Source organism: Verminephrobacter eiseniae EF01-2, assembly GCF_000015565.1.
GTDB classification, from domain to species: Bacteria; Pseudomonadota; Gammaproteobacteria; order Burkholderiales; family Burkholderiaceae_C; genus Acidovorax; species Acidovorax eiseniae.
Genome location: NC_008786.1, coordinates 2,201,481 through 2,220,434 on the forward strand (window position 1 = coordinate 2,201,481; position 18,954 = coordinate 2,220,434).

At 68.6% G+C, this 18,954-nt stretch carries 16 protein-coding genes; 11 read left to right on the forward strand and 5 right to left on the reverse strand.

The genetic code is table 11. The features are described from left to right. Window positions 1–18 precede the first annotated feature (18 nt). The 4 genes from VEIS_RS09575 to VEIS_RS09590 form a co-directional block, all read right to left on the reverse strand. Window positions 19–1,275, reverse strand: a complete 1,257-nt coding sequence (locus VEIS_RS09575; RefSeq protein ID WP_011809717.1) for an ABC transporter substrate-binding protein — start codon at window positions 1,273–1,275, stop codon at window positions 19–21. Window positions 1,276–1,498: 223 nt separating this feature from the next. Continuing rightward, entirely contained in the window at window positions 1,499–3,070 is a 1,572-nt protein-coding gene (locus VEIS_RS09580) for a phytoene desaturase family protein (RefSeq protein ID WP_011809718.1), read from the reverse strand. Between the two features lie 6 nt (window positions 3,071–3,076). Beyond that, the gene (locus tag VEIS_RS09585) at window positions 3,077–4,060 is read right to left on the reverse strand and encodes an AraC family transcriptional regulator (protein WP_011809719.1); all 984 of its coding nucleotides are present in this window, start codon (window positions 4,058–4,060) and stop codon (window positions 3,077–3,079) included. A gap of 125 nt (window positions 4,061–4,185) precedes the next feature. Next, window positions 4,186–4,926 carry an alpha/beta fold hydrolase gene (locus VEIS_RS09590; RefSeq protein ID WP_011809720.1) on the reverse strand — a complete coding sequence of 247 codons (741 nt, stop codon included), beginning with the start codon at window positions 4,924–4,926 and terminating at the stop codon, window positions 4,186–4,188. Between the two features lie 440 nt (window positions 4,927–5,366). Here VEIS_RS09590 and VEIS_RS09595 point away from each other — a divergent pair, with 440 nt between their 5' ends. The 11 genes from VEIS_RS09595 (at window position 5,367) to VEIS_RS09645 (ending at window position 18,104) form a co-directional block, all read left to right on the forward strand. Continuing rightward, complete coding sequence (locus VEIS_RS09595; protein WP_011809721.1) at window positions 5,367–6,962, forward strand: phytoene desaturase family protein; 1,596 nt, start codon at window positions 5,367–5,369, stop codon at window positions 6,960–6,962. A gap of 83 nt (window positions 6,963–7,045) precedes the next feature. Next, entirely contained in the window at window positions 7,046–7,825 is a 780-nt protein-coding gene (locus VEIS_RS09600) for a cyclase family protein (protein ID WP_011809722.1), read from the forward strand. 49 nt (window positions 7,826–7,874) lie between these two features. After that, window positions 7,875–10,088: a thiamine pyrophosphate-dependent enzyme gene (locus tag VEIS_RS09605; RefSeq protein WP_011809723.1), complete on the forward strand. Its 2,214-nt coding sequence runs from the start codon at window positions 7,875–7,877 to the stop codon at window positions 10,086–10,088. After that, window positions 10,085–11,617 (forward strand): indolepyruvate oxidoreductase subunit beta family protein, encoded by a 1,533-nt coding sequence (locus VEIS_RS09610; RefSeq protein WP_011809724.1) that lies wholly within the window; start codon window positions 10,085–10,087, stop codon window positions 11,615–11,617. Before VEIS_RS09605 ends, VEIS_RS09610 begins: the two co-directional genes overlap by 4 nt. Next, window positions 11,614–11,814 (forward strand): hypothetical protein, encoded by a 201-nt coding sequence (locus tag VEIS_RS09615; protein ID WP_041949930.1) that lies wholly within the window; start codon window positions 11,614–11,616, stop codon window positions 11,812–11,814. The genes VEIS_RS09610 and VEIS_RS09615 overlap by 4 nt, the downstream gene beginning before the upstream one ends. A 43-nt stretch (window positions 11,815–11,857) precedes the next feature. After that, window positions 11,858–12,856, forward strand: a complete 999-nt coding sequence (locus VEIS_RS09620; RefSeq protein ID WP_011809725.1) for a Bug family tripartite tricarboxylate transporter substrate binding protein — start codon at window positions 11,858–11,860, stop codon at window positions 12,854–12,856. Between the two features lie 67 nt (window positions 12,857–12,923). Further along, complete coding sequence (locus VEIS_RS09625) at window positions 12,924–14,480, forward strand: ABC transporter substrate-binding protein (protein WP_011809726.1); 1,557 nt, start codon at window positions 12,924–12,926, stop codon at window positions 14,478–14,480. Between the two features lie 51 nt (window positions 14,481–14,531). Further along, window positions 14,532–15,527: an ABC transporter permease gene (locus VEIS_RS09630; protein ID WP_011809727.1), complete on the forward strand. Its 996-nt coding sequence runs from the start codon at window positions 14,532–14,534 to the stop codon at window positions 15,525–15,527. Next, window positions 15,524–16,402, forward strand: a complete 879-nt coding sequence (locus tag VEIS_RS09635) for an ABC transporter permease (protein WP_011809728.1) — start codon at window positions 15,524–15,526, stop codon at window positions 16,400–16,402. Before VEIS_RS09630 ends, VEIS_RS09635 begins: the two co-directional genes overlap by 4 nt. Continuing rightward, the gene (locus tag VEIS_RS09640) at window positions 16,399–17,286 is read left to right on the forward strand and encodes an ABC transporter ATP-binding protein (RefSeq protein ID WP_011809729.1); all 888 of its coding nucleotides are present in this window, start codon (window positions 16,399–16,401) and stop codon (window positions 17,284–17,286) included. The genes VEIS_RS09635 and VEIS_RS09640 overlap by 4 nt, the downstream gene beginning before the upstream one ends. Further along, complete coding sequence (locus VEIS_RS09645) at window positions 17,283–18,104, forward strand: ATP-binding cassette domain-containing protein (protein ID WP_011809730.1); 822 nt, start codon at window positions 17,283–17,285, stop codon at window positions 18,102–18,104. Before VEIS_RS09640 ends, VEIS_RS09645 begins: the two co-directional genes overlap by 4 nt. A gap of 169 nt (window positions 18,105–18,273) precedes the next feature. Here VEIS_RS09645 and VEIS_RS29680 read toward each other — a convergent pair whose 3' ends face one another. Continuing rightward, entirely contained in the window at window positions 18,274–18,495 is a 222-nt protein-coding gene (locus tag VEIS_RS29680) for a hypothetical protein (protein WP_232287888.1), read from the reverse strand. Between the last annotated feature and the right edge of the window lie 459 nt (window positions 18,496–18,954).

The following is an 18,954-nucleotide window of genomic DNA, read 5'->3' on the forward strand; positions in this document are numbered from 1 at the left end:
TGTTTCACGAACGGCAACTCATTCGCCCGTTCGCGCCTTGAGCGAGTCGATCTGCCCGACTGGCACCTCGCCAAGGTTCTTGACCTTGCCATCCACGATTTGCCATTTGATGAACGGCCCTGTGATGTCGCCGTGCTTGTCAAACTGGACCGGCCCGATCAGGCCGTTGTAGCGAATCGGCTTGCGCTCCTCGATGAGCGCCAGACCCCGCTTGAACTCGTCGGGCCCGGCGCCGATCATTGTGCCCTGCGGGTCGAGCACCCGTCGAATGCCGTCGCGAATGGACGCTGAATCCGCCTTTCCTGCCCAGGCGATTGCCAGGCCGATCAATGCCGCAGCGTCATAGGCCCGATCGGCCCCCGGCGCGTTCGCGCTGAAGTTGCTGAAGGCCGGGTACGCGGCAGCGAAGTACCTGGTCGACGCCGACGGCGGCGTGCCGGACGAGGTTCCATAGGCCTGGGCCAGGTACCTGGGGCCGACGGCCTTGATGAACTCGTCGCTGTTGAGCCCGTCGTTGAGCAGGAACTTCTGCGCTCCGCCCAGCGAGATCCAGGTGCGCACGATGGTGGCGCCATCGGTCGGATAGCCGATCAGGTAGAGCGCCTCGGGTTTGCTGGCGAGCGCTTTCGTCACTTCGGGCTGGTAGGACGCTTGTCTTTCGTTATAGGGCGTGGCGCTGACGATGGTGCCGCCCAGCGCGGTGAAGGCACGGGCGAACTCCTTGTTGAGATTGACGCCGTAGTCGTTGTTGACATAGATCACGGCAACCTTTTTGAGCTTCAGGTCGGCGGCAAACTGGCCGGTCGCCAGGCTTTGCAGCGCATCACTGGTGATCGTGCGAAAGAACAGTCCCCGGGTCTTGCCCTCGCGCGCCATCGTCGTCAATGTGGGCGTGGTCGAAGCGGGTGAGATCTGCACCACACCCGCCGGCACGGTGACCGAGGTGAGCACCGGCAGCGTGACCGATGAAATGATGGAGCCGATGATCGCCGGGACATGCCGGATGTCGACCAGTTGCCGGGCCGCGTCCACGCCGACCGAGCCTTGGGACTGGTCGTCACGAATCTCCGTGTCGAGCGGGCAGCCGATCACACCGCCGGCCTGGTTGAGATCGCGAAAGGCCATTTGAATCGCCTTGGCGGCAGTCTGTCCATATTGGCCGGCCGGGCCGGTCATCGGGACTACCACGCCGATGGTGGTGGGGCAGGCGGCCTGGGCCGTTGCGCCGCAGGCGAATGCGATGGCGCTCGCCGCGAACTTGAACCGTTGCTTCATTCGGGATTTCCTCCAGGGTTGCGTGTGCTCGATCGCATGTCGCTAACGCGATGCCACTGCGCGCGCTGCGCTGCGCCATGGAGCATGGATTCGGCCGCCCCGGTCGCTTCCCGGCCTGTGACCGCAAGCGCTGCGCTGAACCACCGCGCCAGACCGGGAAACGGCGTGGGCCGGTGCCGGCCATCCGGCGGTTCCATCCCGACCCGGCTCAGTCCGACCCGGCTCAGCCCGACAAGTCGCGCGCCAGCAGGTAGCCCGAGGCCGCGCCGGTTCCGGCGCCCGGCCAGGTGCTCGCGCCGATGTGGAACAAGCCCCCTACGCCGGTGCGCCAGCGCGAGCGGCCGAAGGCGGGGCGGAATAGGAAGAACTGGTCCAGGTGATGGCTGCCCGAGAGGCTGTCGCCGCCGACCAGATTCGGGTTGTCGCGCTCCAGGTCGGCTGGCGACAGCACGCAGCGGCCCAGCACCGAGCCGCGCAGGCCGGGGGCGTAGCGTTCGAGGATGTCGAGCACACGCTCGGCATAGGCGTCTTTGATGTCGTCCCAGTGCGCCGCCGCCATCTGGCCGGCGGCGTCGCCGCATGGCTTGGCCGGCAGCACCCGCACCTGCACCCACAGCACATGCTTGCCCGCTGGCGCGCGCGAGGGGTCGAACACGGTGGGTTGGCCGACCACCAGCACTGGCTCGTGCGGCAGCAGCCCGGCCATTGCCTGCGTGTAGGCCTGCGCCATTTGTTGCAGCGAGGGCGCCAGGTGGACGTAGGCGAAGGTTTGCAGTTCCGTGCTTGCGCGCCACGCCGGCAGGGCGTCCAGCGCCAAGTGGATCATCATCGTCGCAGGGCCGGGGCGCAGGTCGCGGGCCTGTGCGCTGCCGGGCGGCGCCGCAGCGCCGAGCAAAGCGCCATAGAGGGCGCCTGGATGCACGTTTGCGATGACTGCGCGGCGCGCCTCGATGCGCTGCCCGTCGTCGAGTTCCACCGACTGCGCCCGCCCGCCGGCCACATGGATGCGGCGCACGCGCGCGCCGGTGCGCAGTTCGCCGCCGGCTGCGCGCAAGGCCGCCACCATGGCGCGCACGATCACGTCGGCGCCGCCCTGCCCCAGTGCCATGCCGAAGCGCTGGCCGGCCATCGCCTCCAGGTACGGGAACAGCGCGCCGCCGGCCACGTCGGGGGCAAAGTCCAGATGCAGGCCCCAGGCGGCGAGCAGGCAGCGCACGGCCTCGCTCTCGAAGGTGTCCGACAGCCAGTCCCTGGGGGAACTCAGCAGCAAGCGGGCGCTGTCGGCCATGCCGGCCAAACCCAGCGAGCGCCCCATGCGCCACAGCGCGCGGGCGGCCTGCCAGGATGGCAGCGGCGCGCCCAGCAGCGCGAACAGGTGCGGCGCTTCGCGTTCGAAGCGCGCATCCAGCGCGCGCCAGGCCTGCGCATCGCGCGCGCTGACGCGCCCGATCCGGGCCAGCGTTGCCTCCAGTCCTTGCTCCAGACCGAGCCAGGTGGGGCTGCTGCCTTCGGCAAAGGCCGAGGCAAAGGGCCGTGCCGCCGCGATGAAGGCCAGCCCATGCCGTGCCAGCGTTGCGCCATGCTCCGCATGGAAGGCCGAGCCGGCGAACAGGCTCAGGTTCATCGCATACAGGTCGTGCCGAAACCCGGGCAAGGTCACTTGCGCAGTCTTGACTGCCCCGCCGGGGGTGTCCGAGGACTCCAGCACCAGCACCTTCCACCCCCTGGATGCGAGGTGCAGCGCGCAGGCCAGGCCGTTGTGGCCTGCGCCAATGATGATGGCGTCAGCGGACATTCGGCGTCAGTGCGGGCGCAGTGTCTCGGACGGGCTGCAGGCGAACTGCTCCCGGTACTGTGCCGCGAACCGGCCCATGTGCAAAAAGCCGTAGGACAGCGCGACCTCGGTCACATTCACCGCCCGGCCCTCGTGCCGGGCCAGGCGCAGCGCTTCATGCACGGCTTGCAGCCGGCAACGCCGCGCATAGGCCAGCGGCGACACCTCGCCGCAGCGCTTGAACACCGCCTCCAATGTGCGCGGCGACACGCAGGCATGGCTTGCAATGTCGGCGCAGCGCAGCGCGCGCTCCGGATTGGCATGGATGTATTCCTTGGCACGGCGCAGGCAGCGCGCATCCCCCGGATTCGCAAGGCAGCGCGCGGCGTCAGGCGGGCTCAGCAGGGCCGTGAAGGCGGACAGCAGGAATTCTTCCAGCGCCGCATACGCTGCGGGGTGCCGCAGCCACTGGTCGCCGAAGCGGTCGATGTTGCGCGTCAGGCCCAGCACGGCCTGCCACCAGGCGGCCACTTCGGGTACCTGGCGCGAATGCGCGAGTGCGAATCTTGGCGTCCCGTCGATGCCCCATGCCATCGTGCGCTCGTGCACCACGCTGCGCGGCACCTGGAGCAGGAGCATCGTGCAATCCCCGCTCCACACCATGCGGCTCTCGATATGGGGTTGCAGCACACTCAGGACGCCGGGGTCGACAGACACGCTTTCCGTGCCGCAGGCCAACTGCGCGCTGCCGCTCAACGGCAGTTGCACCATGTAGAAGTCACCGCGCTCGCCGGGGTCGATGAGCACCTGCGCACCATAGTGCAGCACGTTCAGCGATACCCGCGCCAGGCGCACCTGGTTGTGGGCCACATCCAGTTGCCCGGGCTTGCCGTGCAGTTCCAGCCGGTGCGGCGAAAAAAACCGCCCGATGCGCTCTCTGGCGTCCTCGACGTTTTGCGAACGCACCAAGGGAAAGGTATCGAGCAATTGCGTATGCGCGGCGATGGTCATCGTGGTAATGGGTGGTGGAATACGGAAATTGAACCTGAACCAAATCTTCGAGCATTTGCCCTACTCTCACGGACAGTTGCGTAAGCAATAGCGCGACAGACAACACCAAAACTATGATCCAACTACTACGAATACAATAATTCCAGAAGACTATTGCAAAACAGATCCGGGTCTTCCAGCATCATCATATGCCCACATCCAGCCAGTACCAAACTGCTGGCAGCGCCTTGTCGAACCCATTCAGGTACATTCCAATTTCCTGCGGATCGGCTACCAGCAACAAGGTGCAAAGGGGTGCCGTACTGCATCAATTTGCGTACCGTATTCAAATAGGCTCGATCGGCGGTTTCTTTCACCACCGCGCGCGCCATTGCCTGCAGCGTAGCAGCCGATTGGTTATGCAGGATGCAGTTGGCCATTTGCAATCGCTCCGTAGTGACGGCGATCTCCCCCTTGGCCAGCCAGTCCGCCGGTTGGTTCTGAATGCGCTGTAATTCTGCTTGCCACTCTGCGGCTGGCAGCGGAGCGATGCGGCGACACATGAATGCATCATCCAGCGTGAAATTACCTTCAACACTGATGATGCTTTTGACCAGTTGCGGTGCGAGCTCCGCCGACAGCATCGCTACAGCTGCACCCACACTATGTCCGAGCAGATGGCATGGGCCAGAGTCGAGCGCATGCAAAAAGCGCACGATTTCATTGGCTTGTACCGCCAAGCTCAGTTCGATAGGTGCGGCGCGTCCACCATAGCCCAGCAGGTCTGGTGTGTGCACTGCGACACCGGACATTCGTATAGTCGGTTGAAAGAAATGCAGCGGGCCGAAGAGGCCATGCACCATCACCAATGGTATGTCTCGTTGCATGCACTTACCCTTATGAGAAGTGTCAGATTTTGGCATCACCAAGATCCAACCATGTTGAATGGCTCAACTTTGCTTAACCTGTCGATGCAGCTTGATCTGCGGTCTGTTTAGCATGTAGCGCGTCAAGTGGCATCAAAATCAGGTATAGCAACGCAAATCAGATGCTTGGGGCGCAACAACGGAGACCGCCGTCGGGCCGTTGGCCTGACACAGGAACAACTCGCCGAGTACCTCGATATCGACACCCTGACCGTGTCGCGCCACGGAACGGGCAACATCCTCCTTCCATTGACAGTGGTGGAACAGTGTAGTGTCGAAGCGAAGTAAAGCATCCGGCCCTGCATCAGGGCTTTCCCTGTCGCCCCGATTCTTCGGGAATCGGACAGTCAGGCGCGGTAACCGGATAGCACTCGGCAGTGGATTCGTGCAGGATTCGCGCCATGCGTACTGCCCGAATTCGCCAGGATGACGCGCTCATCGTCGGCAGCGGCATCAACTCGCTGGTGTGCGCGGCGCTGCTTGCGCGCAGTGGCCGCCGGGTGCGGGTTCTGGAGCGCGAGCGCGTGCTCGGCGGCTGCATCCGCACCGATGAACTGACGCTGCCCGGGCTGCGCCACGACACCTTGTCCACCGCGCATCCGCTGTTCGTGGCGGGGCCGGCCTACGCCTTGCTGGGCAAGGCCCTGCACGAGGCTGGATTGGCGTACTGCAACACCGATTCGCCCACCGGCGTTTTATTGCCGGATGGCCGCCATCTGGTGCTGTCGACCGCGCGTGCCGCCAACTGCCAGCGCTTCGATCAGGCCCACCCCGGCGACGGCGCCGCCTACGGCGCGGCGCTCGGCGAGGTCGAGGCCCGGGCGCCGCTGCTGTTCCCGCTGCTGGGCAATGAGCTATGGCGCATCGGCACGGCCCGGGCGCTGGCCACTGCGGCCTGCCAGCAGGGGCCGCATGCCCTGTGCGGCTTCTTCGGCCAGGCGCTCACGCCCGCGCGGGCCTGGCTGTCGCAGGCGTTTGGCTCGGACTTGGTCGGCGCGCTGCTCGCCCCGTGGGTGTTGCACTGCGGTCTGGGGCCGGACGCCCCTTTGTCGGCGCTGATGGCCAAGGTCGTGGCGTTCACGCTCGAAGCCGTCGGCATGCCGCTGGTGCAGGGCGGCAACGCGAACACGGTGCGCGCTTTCGAGCGGCTGATTCGCGCCGCCGGCGGCGAATTGGAAACCGGGGCCGATGTCGAGCGCGTGCTGGTCGAGCGCGGCTGCGCCGCCGGTGTGCGCCTGGCCGATGGCCGCGAGTACCGCGCCCGCGACGTGATCTGCAACGTCACGCCGACCCAGCTCTACCAGCGCCTGCTCGATCCCGCGCAGGTGCCGGCCGGGATCGCCGCCCAGGCGCGCCAATGGCGCTACGGCAAGGGCAACCTGCAAATCCATTTGGCGCTGTCGCAGCCGCCGCGATGGCCCGATGCGGCGCTGGATCGCGTCGGCTACCTGCACCTGACGAGCGGCGCCGACGCCGTCTCGCGCGCGGTCAACGAGGCCGAGCGCGGCCTGCTGCCGGCCGAGCCTACGATCTGCGTGGCCCAGCCCACCGCGCTGGACCCGAGCCGCGCGCCCGAGGGCCGCCACATCCTGTGGATACAGCTACCCGAATGCCCGCGCGAACCCGTTGGCGACGCGGCGGGCCTCATCGCGGTGCCCGCAGGCGCGCGCTGGACGACCCCGTTGCGCGAAGCCTATGCCGAGCGCGTCATCGAGCGCCTCGCGCGCCAGGTGCCGAATTTGCGGGACAGCCTGCTCGCCCGCGCCGTGCTGTCGCCGACCGACCTGGAGGGCCTGAACATGAACCTGGTCGGCGGCGACCCCTACGGCGGCGATTGCAGCCTGGACCAGTCCTTCCTCTGGCGCCCCTTGCGCGCAACGCGCAACCACGAGACACACTTGGCACACTTGTGGCACATTGGCGCATCCACCCACCCCGGCCCGGGCCTGGGCGGCGGCTCCGGCTTGCACTTGGCCAAGGCGCTGGGCGCCGCCTGAGCCGCTGCGCCGCGCCTGCGCGCCGAGCTTTCTCGATGAATTACGCGCCCGTTCACGACCCACGACATCCGCAGGAGAACACCATGACCACCTCGCTCGCCCAGTTCGCGCAAGACATCGCCTCCGGCGCCCTGCGCGTCATCGACCTGACCCACACCCTTTCCAGCGACTTCCCGGCCCTGCAACTGCCGCCGCAGTTCGGCCAGGTCTGGGCCTTCAAATCCGAGCGCATCTCGCACTACGACGAAGCCGGCCCCGGCTGGTACTGGAACAACTTTTCCTGCGGCGAGCACACCGGCACGCACTTCGACGCCCCGGCGCACTGGATCACCGGCAAAGACCACCCCGACAACACCGTCGACACCATGGACACGCGCAACTTCATCGGCCCGGCCGCCGTGGTCGACGCCAGCGCCGAGGTGGCCGGCAACGACGACTGGCTGCTCACCGTGGACTTCCTCAAAGCCTGGGAAGACCGGCATGGCCGCATTCCCGCCGGCGCCTGGCTGCTGTTTCGCACCGGCTGGGCGAATCGGCTGAGCGACCCCGCCGCTTTCGCCAACCTGCGCGCGGACGGCGCCCACACCCCCGGGCCGACCCAGGAGACCGTGCAATGGCTCATCGGGGAGCGCGACGTGCGCGGCTTCGGCGTGGAGACCATCAACACCGACGCCGGCCAGTCCTACGCCTGGAGCCTGGCCTACCCTTGCCACACCCTCATGCACGGGGCCAACAAATTCGGCTTGCAGTGCCTGCGCAACCTCGACCAGCTCCCGCCCACCGGCGCCGTCATCGTCGCCGCCCCGCTGAAGATCCAGGCCGGCTCCGGCAGTCCGCTGCGCGTGCTGGCCCTGGTGGCGTAAGACATGCCAGCGACAAGCGCTGCGCAGCACCGGTTTCAGGGAGCCTGACATGGCCGAGCGATCATTTGCCAAAGAAGTCCAGCAGTTGCGCGTGCCGGCCGGCACCGAGTTCCGTGGCGAGGGCATCCTCGCCGTCACCAAGGCGCTGCTCGAATCCGGGGTGAGCTACGTCACCGGCTACCAAGGCTCGCCGATTTCGCACCTGATGGATGTGCTGGCCGACGCCCAGCCCATCCTGAACGCGCTGGGCGTGTACTTCGAGCCTGCCGCGAGCGAGGCCGCCGCCGCCGCCGCCCTGTCCGCGTCGGTGAACTACCCGGTGCGCGGCGCGGTGACCTGGAAGTCCACCGTCGGCACCAACGTCGCCTCCGATGCGCTGGCCAACCTGGCCTCCGGCGGCGTCACCGGCGGCGCGCTGATCATCGTCGGCGAGGACTACGGCGAAGGCTCCTCCATCATGCAAGAGCGCACCCACGCCTTTGCGATGAAGTCGCAGATGTGGCTGCTCGACCCCCGGCCGCATTTGCCGTCCATCGTGCAGGCGGTGCACGACGGCTTTGCGCTGTCGGAAGCCACGCACACGCCGGTGATGCTGGAGTTGCGCATCCGCTCATGCCACCTGCACGGCAGCTTCATCACGCGCGAGAACCGCCGGCCTGCGTTCACACTCAAGGACGCGCTGGAGAACCCGCGCCGCGACATCGATCGCATCGTGCTGCCGCCCGCATCCTTTCTGCACGAGCGCGAGAAACTGGAGCAGCGCTGGCCCGCGGCGGTGAAATTCATCACTGAGCGCAAGCTCAACGAATGGGTCGAGGGCGACCTCGAGCACATCGGCATCGTGACCCTGGGCGGCCTGGCCAACAGCGTATTGCGCGCGCTCAAGCTGCTGGGCCAGGCCGACCTGTTCGGCGCCAGCCGCGTGCCGCTGTACATCCTGAACGTCGCCTACCCGCTGATCGAGGACGAGGTGGACCGGTTTTGCCGTGGCAAGCGGGCCGTGCTGATGGTCGAGGAAGGCCAACCCGACTACCTGGAGCAGAACCTCAACACCCTGCTGCGGCGGCGCGGCCTGGACACTGCGGTGCACGGCAAGGATCTGCTGCCCAGGGGCGGCGACTACACCGTGGCGGCCTTGCAAAAGGGCATACAGGGCTTCTTGCAGCGCCACCATCCGGCCGCCTTCGCCGCGCCGGTGGCGCTGTCGCTGGCGGCGCGCAAAGGCGCCGTGGACGATGGCGTGCCGCGCGCGCCTGTGTCCGCAGCGGCGGCGCTGGCGCCGCTGCTGCCGCCGCGTCCGCCCGGGCTGTGCGTGGGCTGCCCCGAGCGGCCGATTTTCTCCTCGCTGAAACTGGTCGAACGCGAACTGGGCATGCACCATGTCTCGGCCGACATCGGCTGCCACCTGTTTTCCATCATGCCGCCGTTCCACCTGGGCGCCACCACCATGGGCTACGGCCTGGGCGGCTCCAGCGCCTCGGCCTTCGCGGCCGGCGCGCAACTGGGCGCCTCCAAGCCGGCGCTGGCCTTCATGGGCGACGGCGGTTTTTGGCACAACGGCCTGACCTCGGGCATCGCCAACGCGGTGTTCAACAAGCAGCGCAACGTGTTCGTGATCGTCGACAACAACTACTCGGCGGCCACCGGCGGCCAGGACCTGCCCTCCTCGCGCGCCGTCAACCCGAACCGCAGCACCATGCACCCCATCGAGCGCGCAGTGCGCGGGGTCGGCGTCGAATGGGTGCGCACCATCACCCGCACCTACGACGTGAAAAGCATGCGCGCGGCCTTGCGCGCGGCCTTGAGCAGCAAGGAGCCTGGCCCCAAGGTGGTGATCGCCCAGAGCGAGTGCATGCTCAACCGCCAGCGGCGCGACAAGCCCGCCACCGCCAAGGCGATCGAGGCCGGCGCGCGCGTCGTCAAGGAACGCTTCGGTGTCGATGCCGCCGTCTGCTCGGGCGACCACGCCTGCATGCGCATCTCGGGCTGCCCGAGCCTGACGCTGGCGCCCAGCGGCGATGCGCTCAAACCCGACCCGGTGGCCAGCGTGGACGAGCACTGCGTGGCCTGCGGCCATTGCGGCGAGGTGGCCGACGCCGCCGTGCTCTGCCCCTCTTTCTACAAGGCCCACAAGGTGCACAACCCGGGCGCTGCCGAGCGCTGGCTGGACCGCTGGCGCCGGCGTGCGCTGGCCTGGCTGCAGGCGCGCCAATGGCGCGCGCGCGCGCACCGGGCGCTGTTCCCGCTGGAGGCGCCGCGATGAGCCAGCTCAGCACCCTGAAGCCGCACAGCATCCACATCGCGATCATGGCCCTCGGAGGCCAGGGCGGCGGGGTTTTGGTGGACTGGATCGTGCGCCTGGCCGAACATGCCGGCTGGACCGCGCAGGCCACGTCGGTGGCCGGGGTCGCCCAGCGCACCGGGGCCACCATCTACTACATCGAACTGGTCGAGCCGACGCCAGGCCAGGCGCCGGTGCTGGCGCTGATGGCCGTGCCCGGCGATGTGGACGTGCTGATCGCCGCCGAACTGATGGAAGCCGGCCGCGCCGTCGAGCGCGGCTTGGTGACCCCCGGGCGCACCACGGTGATCGCCAGCAGCCACCGGGTCTTTGCGATCCAGGAAAAGATGGTGTCGGGCAACGGCATTGCCGATAGCGCCCAGGTGCTGGACATCGTGCGGCGCGAGGCCCGTCATCTGGTCATGGCCGACATGCAGGCGCTGGCGGCGGGGCAGGGCAGCGTGATCTCGGCAAGCCTGTTCGGCGCGCTGGCCGGCAGCGGCGCGCTGCCCTTCGCGCTGGCCGAATTCGAAGCGGTGGTCGAACGCAGCGGCGTCGGCGTCAAGCCAAGCCTCGCCGCGCTGCGCGCCGGCGCCGCCGTGGCGCGCAGCGCGGCACCGCCCGATCCGCCCGCCGACCCGATGCACACGGCGCCGCGCCCGCTGCCTGCAACGGCCGCCAGCGCGCAACTGCAACCGCTGCTGGAGCGCATCCGCGCCGCGTTCCCCCGGCCGGCGTGGGACTGGCTCGGCGAAGGTCTGGCGCGGGTCGTGGACTACCAGGACGCGGCCTACGGCGGCGAGTACCTCGACCATGTGGCCCGCCTGCTGGCCGCCGACCCCGACGCCGACGCCGCAGACGGCCAGGTGGCCATCGAGGCCGCGCGCTGGGTCGCGGTGGCCATGAGTTACGACGACGTGATCCGTGTCGCCGATTTGAAAACGCGCGCGGAGCGTTCGGCGCGCCTGCGGCGCGAGGTGGCGGCAGGGGCCGACGACGTGGTCGGCAGCGAGGAGTACTTCCACCCCCGGATGGAGGAAGTCATGGGCCTGCTGCCGCGCCGCCTGGCCGACTGGCTGGACGGCTCGCCCCGGCTCAGGGACTGGCTCGCCTCGCGCCTGAGCCGGGGCCGGCGCATCCGCACGCACACGCTGCGCGGCCATCTGCAGTTGCACCTGGTGGCCGGCCTGCGGCGCTGGCGCCGCAGCAGCCGTCGCCACGCCGAGGAACTGGGCCATCTCCAGGCCTGGCTGGCCGAGGTGCAGCAGGTGCTGCCGCACGACCGCGCGCTGGCCCTCGAATTGCTGCGCTGTCGCCGTTTGGTCAAAGGCTACAGCGATACGCATGCGCGCGGCAGCAGCCGCTTCGACCGCCTGCTGCGCGCCGCGCGCGAACTGCGCGGCCGCGCAGATGCCGGCCCGGCGCTTGGCGCGCTGCGCGAGGCCGCACTGCGCGACGCCGAGGGCCAGGCACTGAGCCAGAGGTTGCAGACACTGGGGCTGGCGCCATGAACCGCAGCCGGCCGATGGCGTTCCCTGGCCTTCCGGCCCTGTTCGCGGCACCACGGCACGCGGACGCGATCGGGGGCCATCGAGCGCCGGTTTCCCCCCCTGACCGCCGGCCGGCCGCCCTGTCGATCGCCGCGCCGATGCCCGGCGCGGCGCTGGCCGGGATCGAAGCCACGGCCGTCGCCGCAGATGACGGCTGAGGCCGCCCACCCCCACCCCCACCCCTTTGCCAGGAGACTGCGCATGTACCAACGCCCCCGCCGCCGCGCCATCGCGATGCTGGCCGCTTCATTGACCGGATGGAGCACTCTTTTCGGCATCACGGGCGTTGCCGCCCAGACCCCGTCGTGGCCGACGAAGCCGGTGCGCCTGGTCGTGGCCTTCCCCTCGGGAGGGCTGGCCGACGTCATGGCGCGATTGCTCCAGCAGCCACTGGGCCAAGCGCTCGGCCAGCCGGTCGTCATCGACAACCGGGGCGGAGCAGGCGGCAACGTGGCCGGCGCAGAGGTCGTGCACAACGGCGGCGATGGCCACACCTTCCTGGTCACCGTCTCGACCACCGAGTCCGTGAACCCTGTGCTGTTCGCGCGCATGCCCTTCGACCCGCACAAAGACCTGCAACCCGTGGCATTGCTGGCCAACAGCCAGCTCTTTCTGATCACGCGCCCAAGCCTTGCGCCCAACTCCCTGAAAGAGTTTGTCGCCTATGCCCGGGCCCACCCCGGCACACTGAGCTACGGTTCGGCCGGCAACGGCACGACGCCGCACCTGGGCGTCGAGCTTTTCAAGCAAAGCGCAGGCATCAGCGCCACGCATGTGCCCTACCGTGGCGCAGCCCCCGCGATCCAGGACGTGATGGCCGGGCAGATCGACTTCTCGTTGGCCCCCGGCACGGTGTTTGCCGCCGTCAAGGCCGCAAAGCTCAAGATATTGGCGGTGGCAAGCCGCAACCGCAGCGCCAGCGCGCCCGATATCCCGACCTTCTCCGAACTGGGCCTCCAGGATGTCTACGCCGACACCTTGTTCGGCGTCTACGCGCCAAGCCATGTCGCGCCCGAAGTGATCGCGCGCATGAACCGGGAGATCAACCATCTGCTGGCACTGCCGGCCATCGCGGCCCGCTTCCTGGAGTTGGGCGCCGAGGCCGTGCCCCTGCAGGCGAGCGAATACAAGGCCATGGTGCGGGCCGAAACGCGGCTGTTCACGGACATACTCAAATCGCGTGCGATCACTGCCGATTGAGCGCCAGCAAAGCATCCCGCATCCCGCATCCCCAAGCCCTTCCCCCATCGGACGCCCAGGAGAAACCATGCACGACCACATCCACCACCCTTGTACCGGGCGCAGGCATTTCCTGCGCCACAGCGGCCTCGCGCTGGCCGCCCTTGGCAGCGCCGCCGGCCCGCTGCAAGTGCTGGCGCAAACGCAAAGCACCCTGACCATCGCCTACAACGTGGATCTGCCGTCCTGGGACCCGACCGTGGGCCCCTCGGCCGTCAACCCGACGATACAGTCGCTCTACAAGGCTGTTTTCTCCCAGTTCATCGACCAGAACCCGGACCTGAGCCTGAAGCCGGACCTGCTGTCCGAATGGGGCTGGAACGCCGACAAGACCCAGATCGGCATGACCGTGCGGCGCGGCGCGAAATGGCACGACGGCAGCGCGGTGAGCGCCGAGGACGTGGCCTGGTCGCTGCGCCGCGCGGGCGACCCCAAGACCGGCAACCCGATCCAGTTCGTCTGGAGCAAGGTGGGCAACGTCCGCGCCCAGGGCGACAAGGTGATCGCCGATGTCAAGGAGTTCGAGCCGGCCTTCTTCAAGTGGATGGCCTTCCTGACCGGCTATGTGCTGCCGCGCGCTCACTACGAGAAGGTGGGCGCGGCCGGCTTCGAGCGCAAGCCCGTGGGCAGCGGCCCCTACCAGGTCGAGGAGTTCGTGCAAGGCTCGCACATGCGGCTGCGCGCGTTCAAGGGCTACTTCGGCCCCCAGCCCGCCTTCGAGACGGTGGTGGTGAAGTTCACGACCGACCCGTCGGCCCGCGTGGCCGAGTTGGAGTCCGGCCGCTCGGACCTGACGCTGGAGATACCCTACGAAGAGGCCGAGCGGCTGCGCGGACGGGGCTTCAACGCCAGCATCGCCCCGGTGTCGGACATCGGCATGATTTTCCTGACCAACGTCGAGCCGATGACCAACGACAAGGTGCGCCAGGCGCTCACGCTGGCCGTGGACAAGAAGGGCCTGGCCGAGCGGCTGCTCAAGGGCCATGTGACCCCCATAGACACGTTGCAGGCGAAGGACTACGCCGCCTTCGACGCCGGCATCGGGGTGCCCTTCGATGCCAGGCGCGCCGCCGCGCTGATGGCCGAGGCCGGCTACAGCCGCAGCAAGCCGCTGAAGTTCAAGGTGCAGACCACGCGCGGCTTCAAGCCCAAGGACTTCGAGGTCATGCAGGCCATTGCCGGCATGTGGAAGGCCATCGGCGCCGATGTGGAACTGGAGGTCTACGAGGTCGCCAAGCATTACGAGCTGCGCGCCCAGCACAAACTGGCACCGGCGGCGTTCTACAACTGGGGCAACTCGATCGGCGACCCGTCCACCTCGACGGGCTTCGCCATGTTCAGCCATTCGCCCCACTCGGCCTGGAAGGACCCCAAGACCTTGGACGCGCTGATCGCCCCGCTGTGGGGCGAGAAGGACGAGGCCAAGCGCATCGCCGGCTACAAGGCGGTGGACCGGTACATCGCCGACAACGCGCTGGTGATCCCGCTGTTCCAGTACAGCCAGACGGTGGTCTACCGCAAGGGCCTGCGCTTTGCGCCGCACGGCGCCGGCTTCGTGCTGCCGCAGACGGTTGGCCGGGCCTGAATCGGCCCGAATCGGCCCGAATCGGCAGGAAGGCACTGACGGGGAGCACGATTGCGTCACGCCGTCCACCTCCTGCTGACGCTGCTGGGCGTGAGTCTCGTGGTCTTCGTGCTGATCCGCGTGGTGCCCGGCGACCCGGTGGCGATGATGATCCCGCCAGGCGCAGGCCCCGGGGACATCGCGCGCCTGCGCGCCTTCTACGGCCTGGAGCGCTCCATCCCCGAGCAGTACGGGCTGTGGCTCGTGCGCGCCGTGCAGGGCGAGTTCGGCACCTCCATCAGCCTGCGCCAGGACGTGCTGCGGCTGATCGGCCAGCGCCTGCCGGCGACGCTGGAACTGGGCCTGACGGCGCTGCTGTTCGCCGTGCTCGCCGGGGGCTTGGCCGGCATCGTCTCGGCGGCGGCGCATGGGCGCTGGGCCGCCGCGCTGATCGACGGCGCGGCGGCGCTGGTGCAGGCCGTGCCCGATTTCCTGTGGGGCCTGGTCTTCATCTTGCTGTTCGGCGTGGTGTGGATGTGGCTGCCCATCTCCGGGCGCGTCGATCCGCTGCTGCAATTTTCGGCCGCCAGCGGCTTCATTTTCTTCGAGAGCCTGCTGCGCGGCCGCTGGGATGTCACGGCCTCGGTCTTCCAGCACTCGGCGGCCCCGGCGCTGGCGCTGGCGCTGCCGGTGGCGGCGATCATCGCGCGCGTGCTCAAGGCCTCGATGCGCGAGGCCCTGGCCGCCGATTACGTGCTGCTGGCCCGCCTGAAGGGCCTGTCGCTGCCCCGCGTGCTGCTGACCGAGGCGCTGCCGAATGCGCTGACGCCGGCCTTGCAGATCACCGGCGTGCAGTTCGCCTTTCTGCTCGGCGGCACCGTGCTGATCGAACGGCTGTTCAGCTATCCCGGCATCGGCAGCCTGGCGATCAACGCCGTGATCGCGCGCGACCTGCCGCTGATCCAGGGCGTGGTGCTGACCTTCGCCGTGCTGTTCATCGCCATCAACCTGGGCGTGGATGCGCTGACGCTGGCGCTCAACCCCCGGCTGCGGGGGGCGCGGCGATGAGCCGCAGCGCCCCGGCGCTGGCCGAGCGGCTGCTGCGCAACCCCCGGGTCGTGTCGGGCGCCCTGGTTTTGCTGTTGCTGCTGGCCTGCGCGCTGTTTGCGCCCTGGCTCGCCCCGCACGATCCGCTGGAGCAGGATTTCCTCGCTCCGCTGCAAGCACCCGCCTGGTCCGCGCAGGCCGCGCCGCCCGAGACCGGCCGCACGCCGTACTGGCTGGGCACCGACAACCTCGGGCGCGACGTGCTGTCGCGGCTGATCTGGGGCGCGCGCACGGCGGCCATCGTCGCCATGGCCGCCACATTGCTGGCCGCGCTGGCCGGCACGGCGCTGGGCGCCGCCGCCGGCTACTTCGGCGGCCGCGTCGATGCCGTCGTCTCCCGCCTGGTGGATGTGTGGATGGCCTTTCCGCCGGTGCTGCTGGCCGTGGTGCTGGTGGCGCTGCTGGGCACCGGGCTGCTGTCGGTGATCGCGGCCATCGCCGTCGTCGACTGGACGCGCTTCGCGCGCGTGGTGCGCGCCGAGACACAGGCGCAGCAGGCGCTGGACTACGTCACCTCGGCGCGCATGCTGGGGCTGTCGCCGCTGCGCATCCTCGCCACCGAGGTGCTGCCCAATGTCGCGCCGCTGCTCATCACGCTGGTGACGCTGGAGATGGGCATTGCCATCGTCGTCGAGGCCATTCTCAGCTTCGTCGGCCTGTCCGTGGCCTCCGGCGCCTCGACCTGGGGCGGCATGCTCGGCGAAGGCCGGCTGTACGTCCACCAGGCGCCGTCCCTGATGGTGCTGCCCGTCGCCGCCACGATGCTGGCGGTGCTCGGCCTGAACGCCCTGGGCGACGGCCTGCGCCAGGAACTCGACCCGGTGCTGCGCGCATGAACCACAGCGCTGCGGTCCTGGAGATCGAAGACCTGCACGTAGTGATCTGCAGCGCCGGGCGCACGAGCCACATCCTGCGCGGCGTGAACCTGTCCGTGCCCGCCGCCGGCGTGCATGCGCTGGTCGGCGAATCGGGCGGCGGCAAAACCATGGTGACACGCGCTGCCACCGGGCTGCTGCCGCGCGGCGCGCGCATCGTGCGCGGGCGCATCCGCCTGGCCGGCCAGGACGTGACCCGCTGGAGCGAAGCGCAGTGGCGCCGTGTGCGCGGCCCGGTGGTCAACATGGTGTTGCAAGACCCGCTGAGCGCGCTCAACCCGGTGCGCCGCATCGGGGCGCAGATCGCCGACGTGCTGCGCCTGCACCGCGGGCTGGGCGGCAGCGACCTGGCCGGCGCGCTGCTGGCGCTGCTCGAGCGCGTGCACCTGCGCGACCCGCAGCGCGTGCTCGGGCAATACCCGCACGAACTGTCCGGCGGCATGCGCCAGCGCGTGGTCATCGCAATGGCCTGGGCCTGCCGGCCGCAGCTGATTCTGTGCGACGAACCGACCACCGCCCTGGATGTCACGGTCCAGAAAGAAGTGCTGCGCCTGATCCACGAACTCGCGCGCGACGGCCAAGGCGTGCTGCTGGTCACGCACGACCTGGGCGTGGTCGCCAAACTGGCGCGCAGCATGAGCGTGATCCACTCCGGCCGCATCCTCGAAGCAGGGCCGGTGGCCGAGGTCTACGCGCAGCCGCGCCACGCCTACACCCGCGCGCTGCTGGCGGCCACGCCCCGCTTCGACCGGCCCGGCCAGACCCTGCAACCGGTGGACGACGCGCTGATCGCCCGGCTGGAGGCCGAAGCCTTGGCGCTGGATGGGGCGCAGGACGCGCGATGAGCGCAAGCCTGCTGCAAGCCGACGGCCTGGGCCTCGATGTGCCCGATCACAACGCGCCCCGAGGCAAAGCCCGGCCCGCGCGGCGCACCCTCTTGCGCGCTGTCGGCTTCGCGCTCCGGCGCGGTGGCGCACTCGGCGTGATCGGCGAATCGGGCAGCGGCAAGAGCACCCTGGCGCGGGCGCTCACCCTGCTGATGCCGCCCCAGCGCGGCCGCATCGTCTTTGACGGGCAAGATGTCACGGCGCTCACCGGCCCGGCGCTCACCGCCTACCGGGCACAGGTCCAACTCGTGTTCCAGGACCCGATGTCGGCACTGAACCCCCGGCGGCGCGTCGGCTCCAGCATCGTTCGCCCGCTGCAAGCCCTTGGCCGCCTGGGCGGGCGGCGCCCCGAAGCGCTGGCGGCCGAACTGCTCGATCGCGTAGGGCTTGCGCCCGCTCTGGCCAACCGCTGGCCGCACGAACTCTCCGGCGGCCAGCGCCAGCGCGTCAACATCGCGCGCGCGCTCGCACTCGCGCCCCGGGTGCTGATCGCCGACGAAGTCACCAGCGGGCTGGACGTGTCGGCCCAGGCCCGCATCGTGGCGCTGCTGGAATCGCTGCGCCGCGATACCGGCCTGTCGCTGATCTTCATCAGCCACGACCTGTCGCTGGTGCGCAGCCTGTGCGACGACCTGCTGATCCTGCGCGCCGGCGAAGTGGTCGAAGCCGCCCCGGCCGACCAAGTGTTCGCCGCACCCGCGCATGACTACACCCGCGCCCTGCTGGCCGCCATTGCGCTGCCAGACCCGGACAGCACATGGATAGAACGCCGATGAGCGCGGCGGCAACGGATGGATGACCGTTCAACCCCGGGCGCCATCACTACTGCGGCATGAACTGCCGGCCTGCGCGCCAACCTTTTCGGGCCTGGAGCGCCGCCGTGGCCTGACGCCATTGCCAAAGCGTTCGTGAAAGCGAAGGCGGGGCGCAGACAGCACTGTCGCGTCACCGATCAGATGTCGCAGGCTGCGCGCCGCCATCGGAGCGCAGCGCAAGGCGCATCGCGCAGCTAATACCAATACACCAATACCGACCAATACCGACCAATACCGAGCGTATTGGCAAGCGATGCAACGCCGCGATGCGCTCCGATGGCCAGCGCAGACCGACAGATGATCGGTGACGCGACAGCACGGATATGCGGCAAGCGACGCCGGCAAAGTGCACGGGTGCTTCAGGAATGGAATGACCTGTTCGGGGCCAGCCGCGATCGGGGCCTGGTCGGCCACCACCTGGTGGCCGCCGACACGCAGGGCCACATCGGGCGCCATTGGGGACCTGCGCAGAAACCCCCGCCGGCAGCGCGCTGGCCGTGATCTTCGGCACCCGGCCCGTGGTGCCCAATTTTGCGCAAGTCCCATCCCATATGCTGGGGTTATGGGTTTCCATTGATCCATAGCCTGTTGTACCTGATTTGGGCAAATACCGACCAACACATTAGGTTGATTGGTTTCCAATGAGCTATATTTCGGCGTATCGGATTTGTTCCGTGGATGTCAACAGTGCAAGTTGTTGTTACCCCACCGGGTGGGTGACCGGCATCGCTGACACCCGCGCCTCTTGCTGGCCGCAAAAGGCGAACGAGACCAGATCAAGCCTTTGCATCCCTTCCGTCAAAAGGAAAGC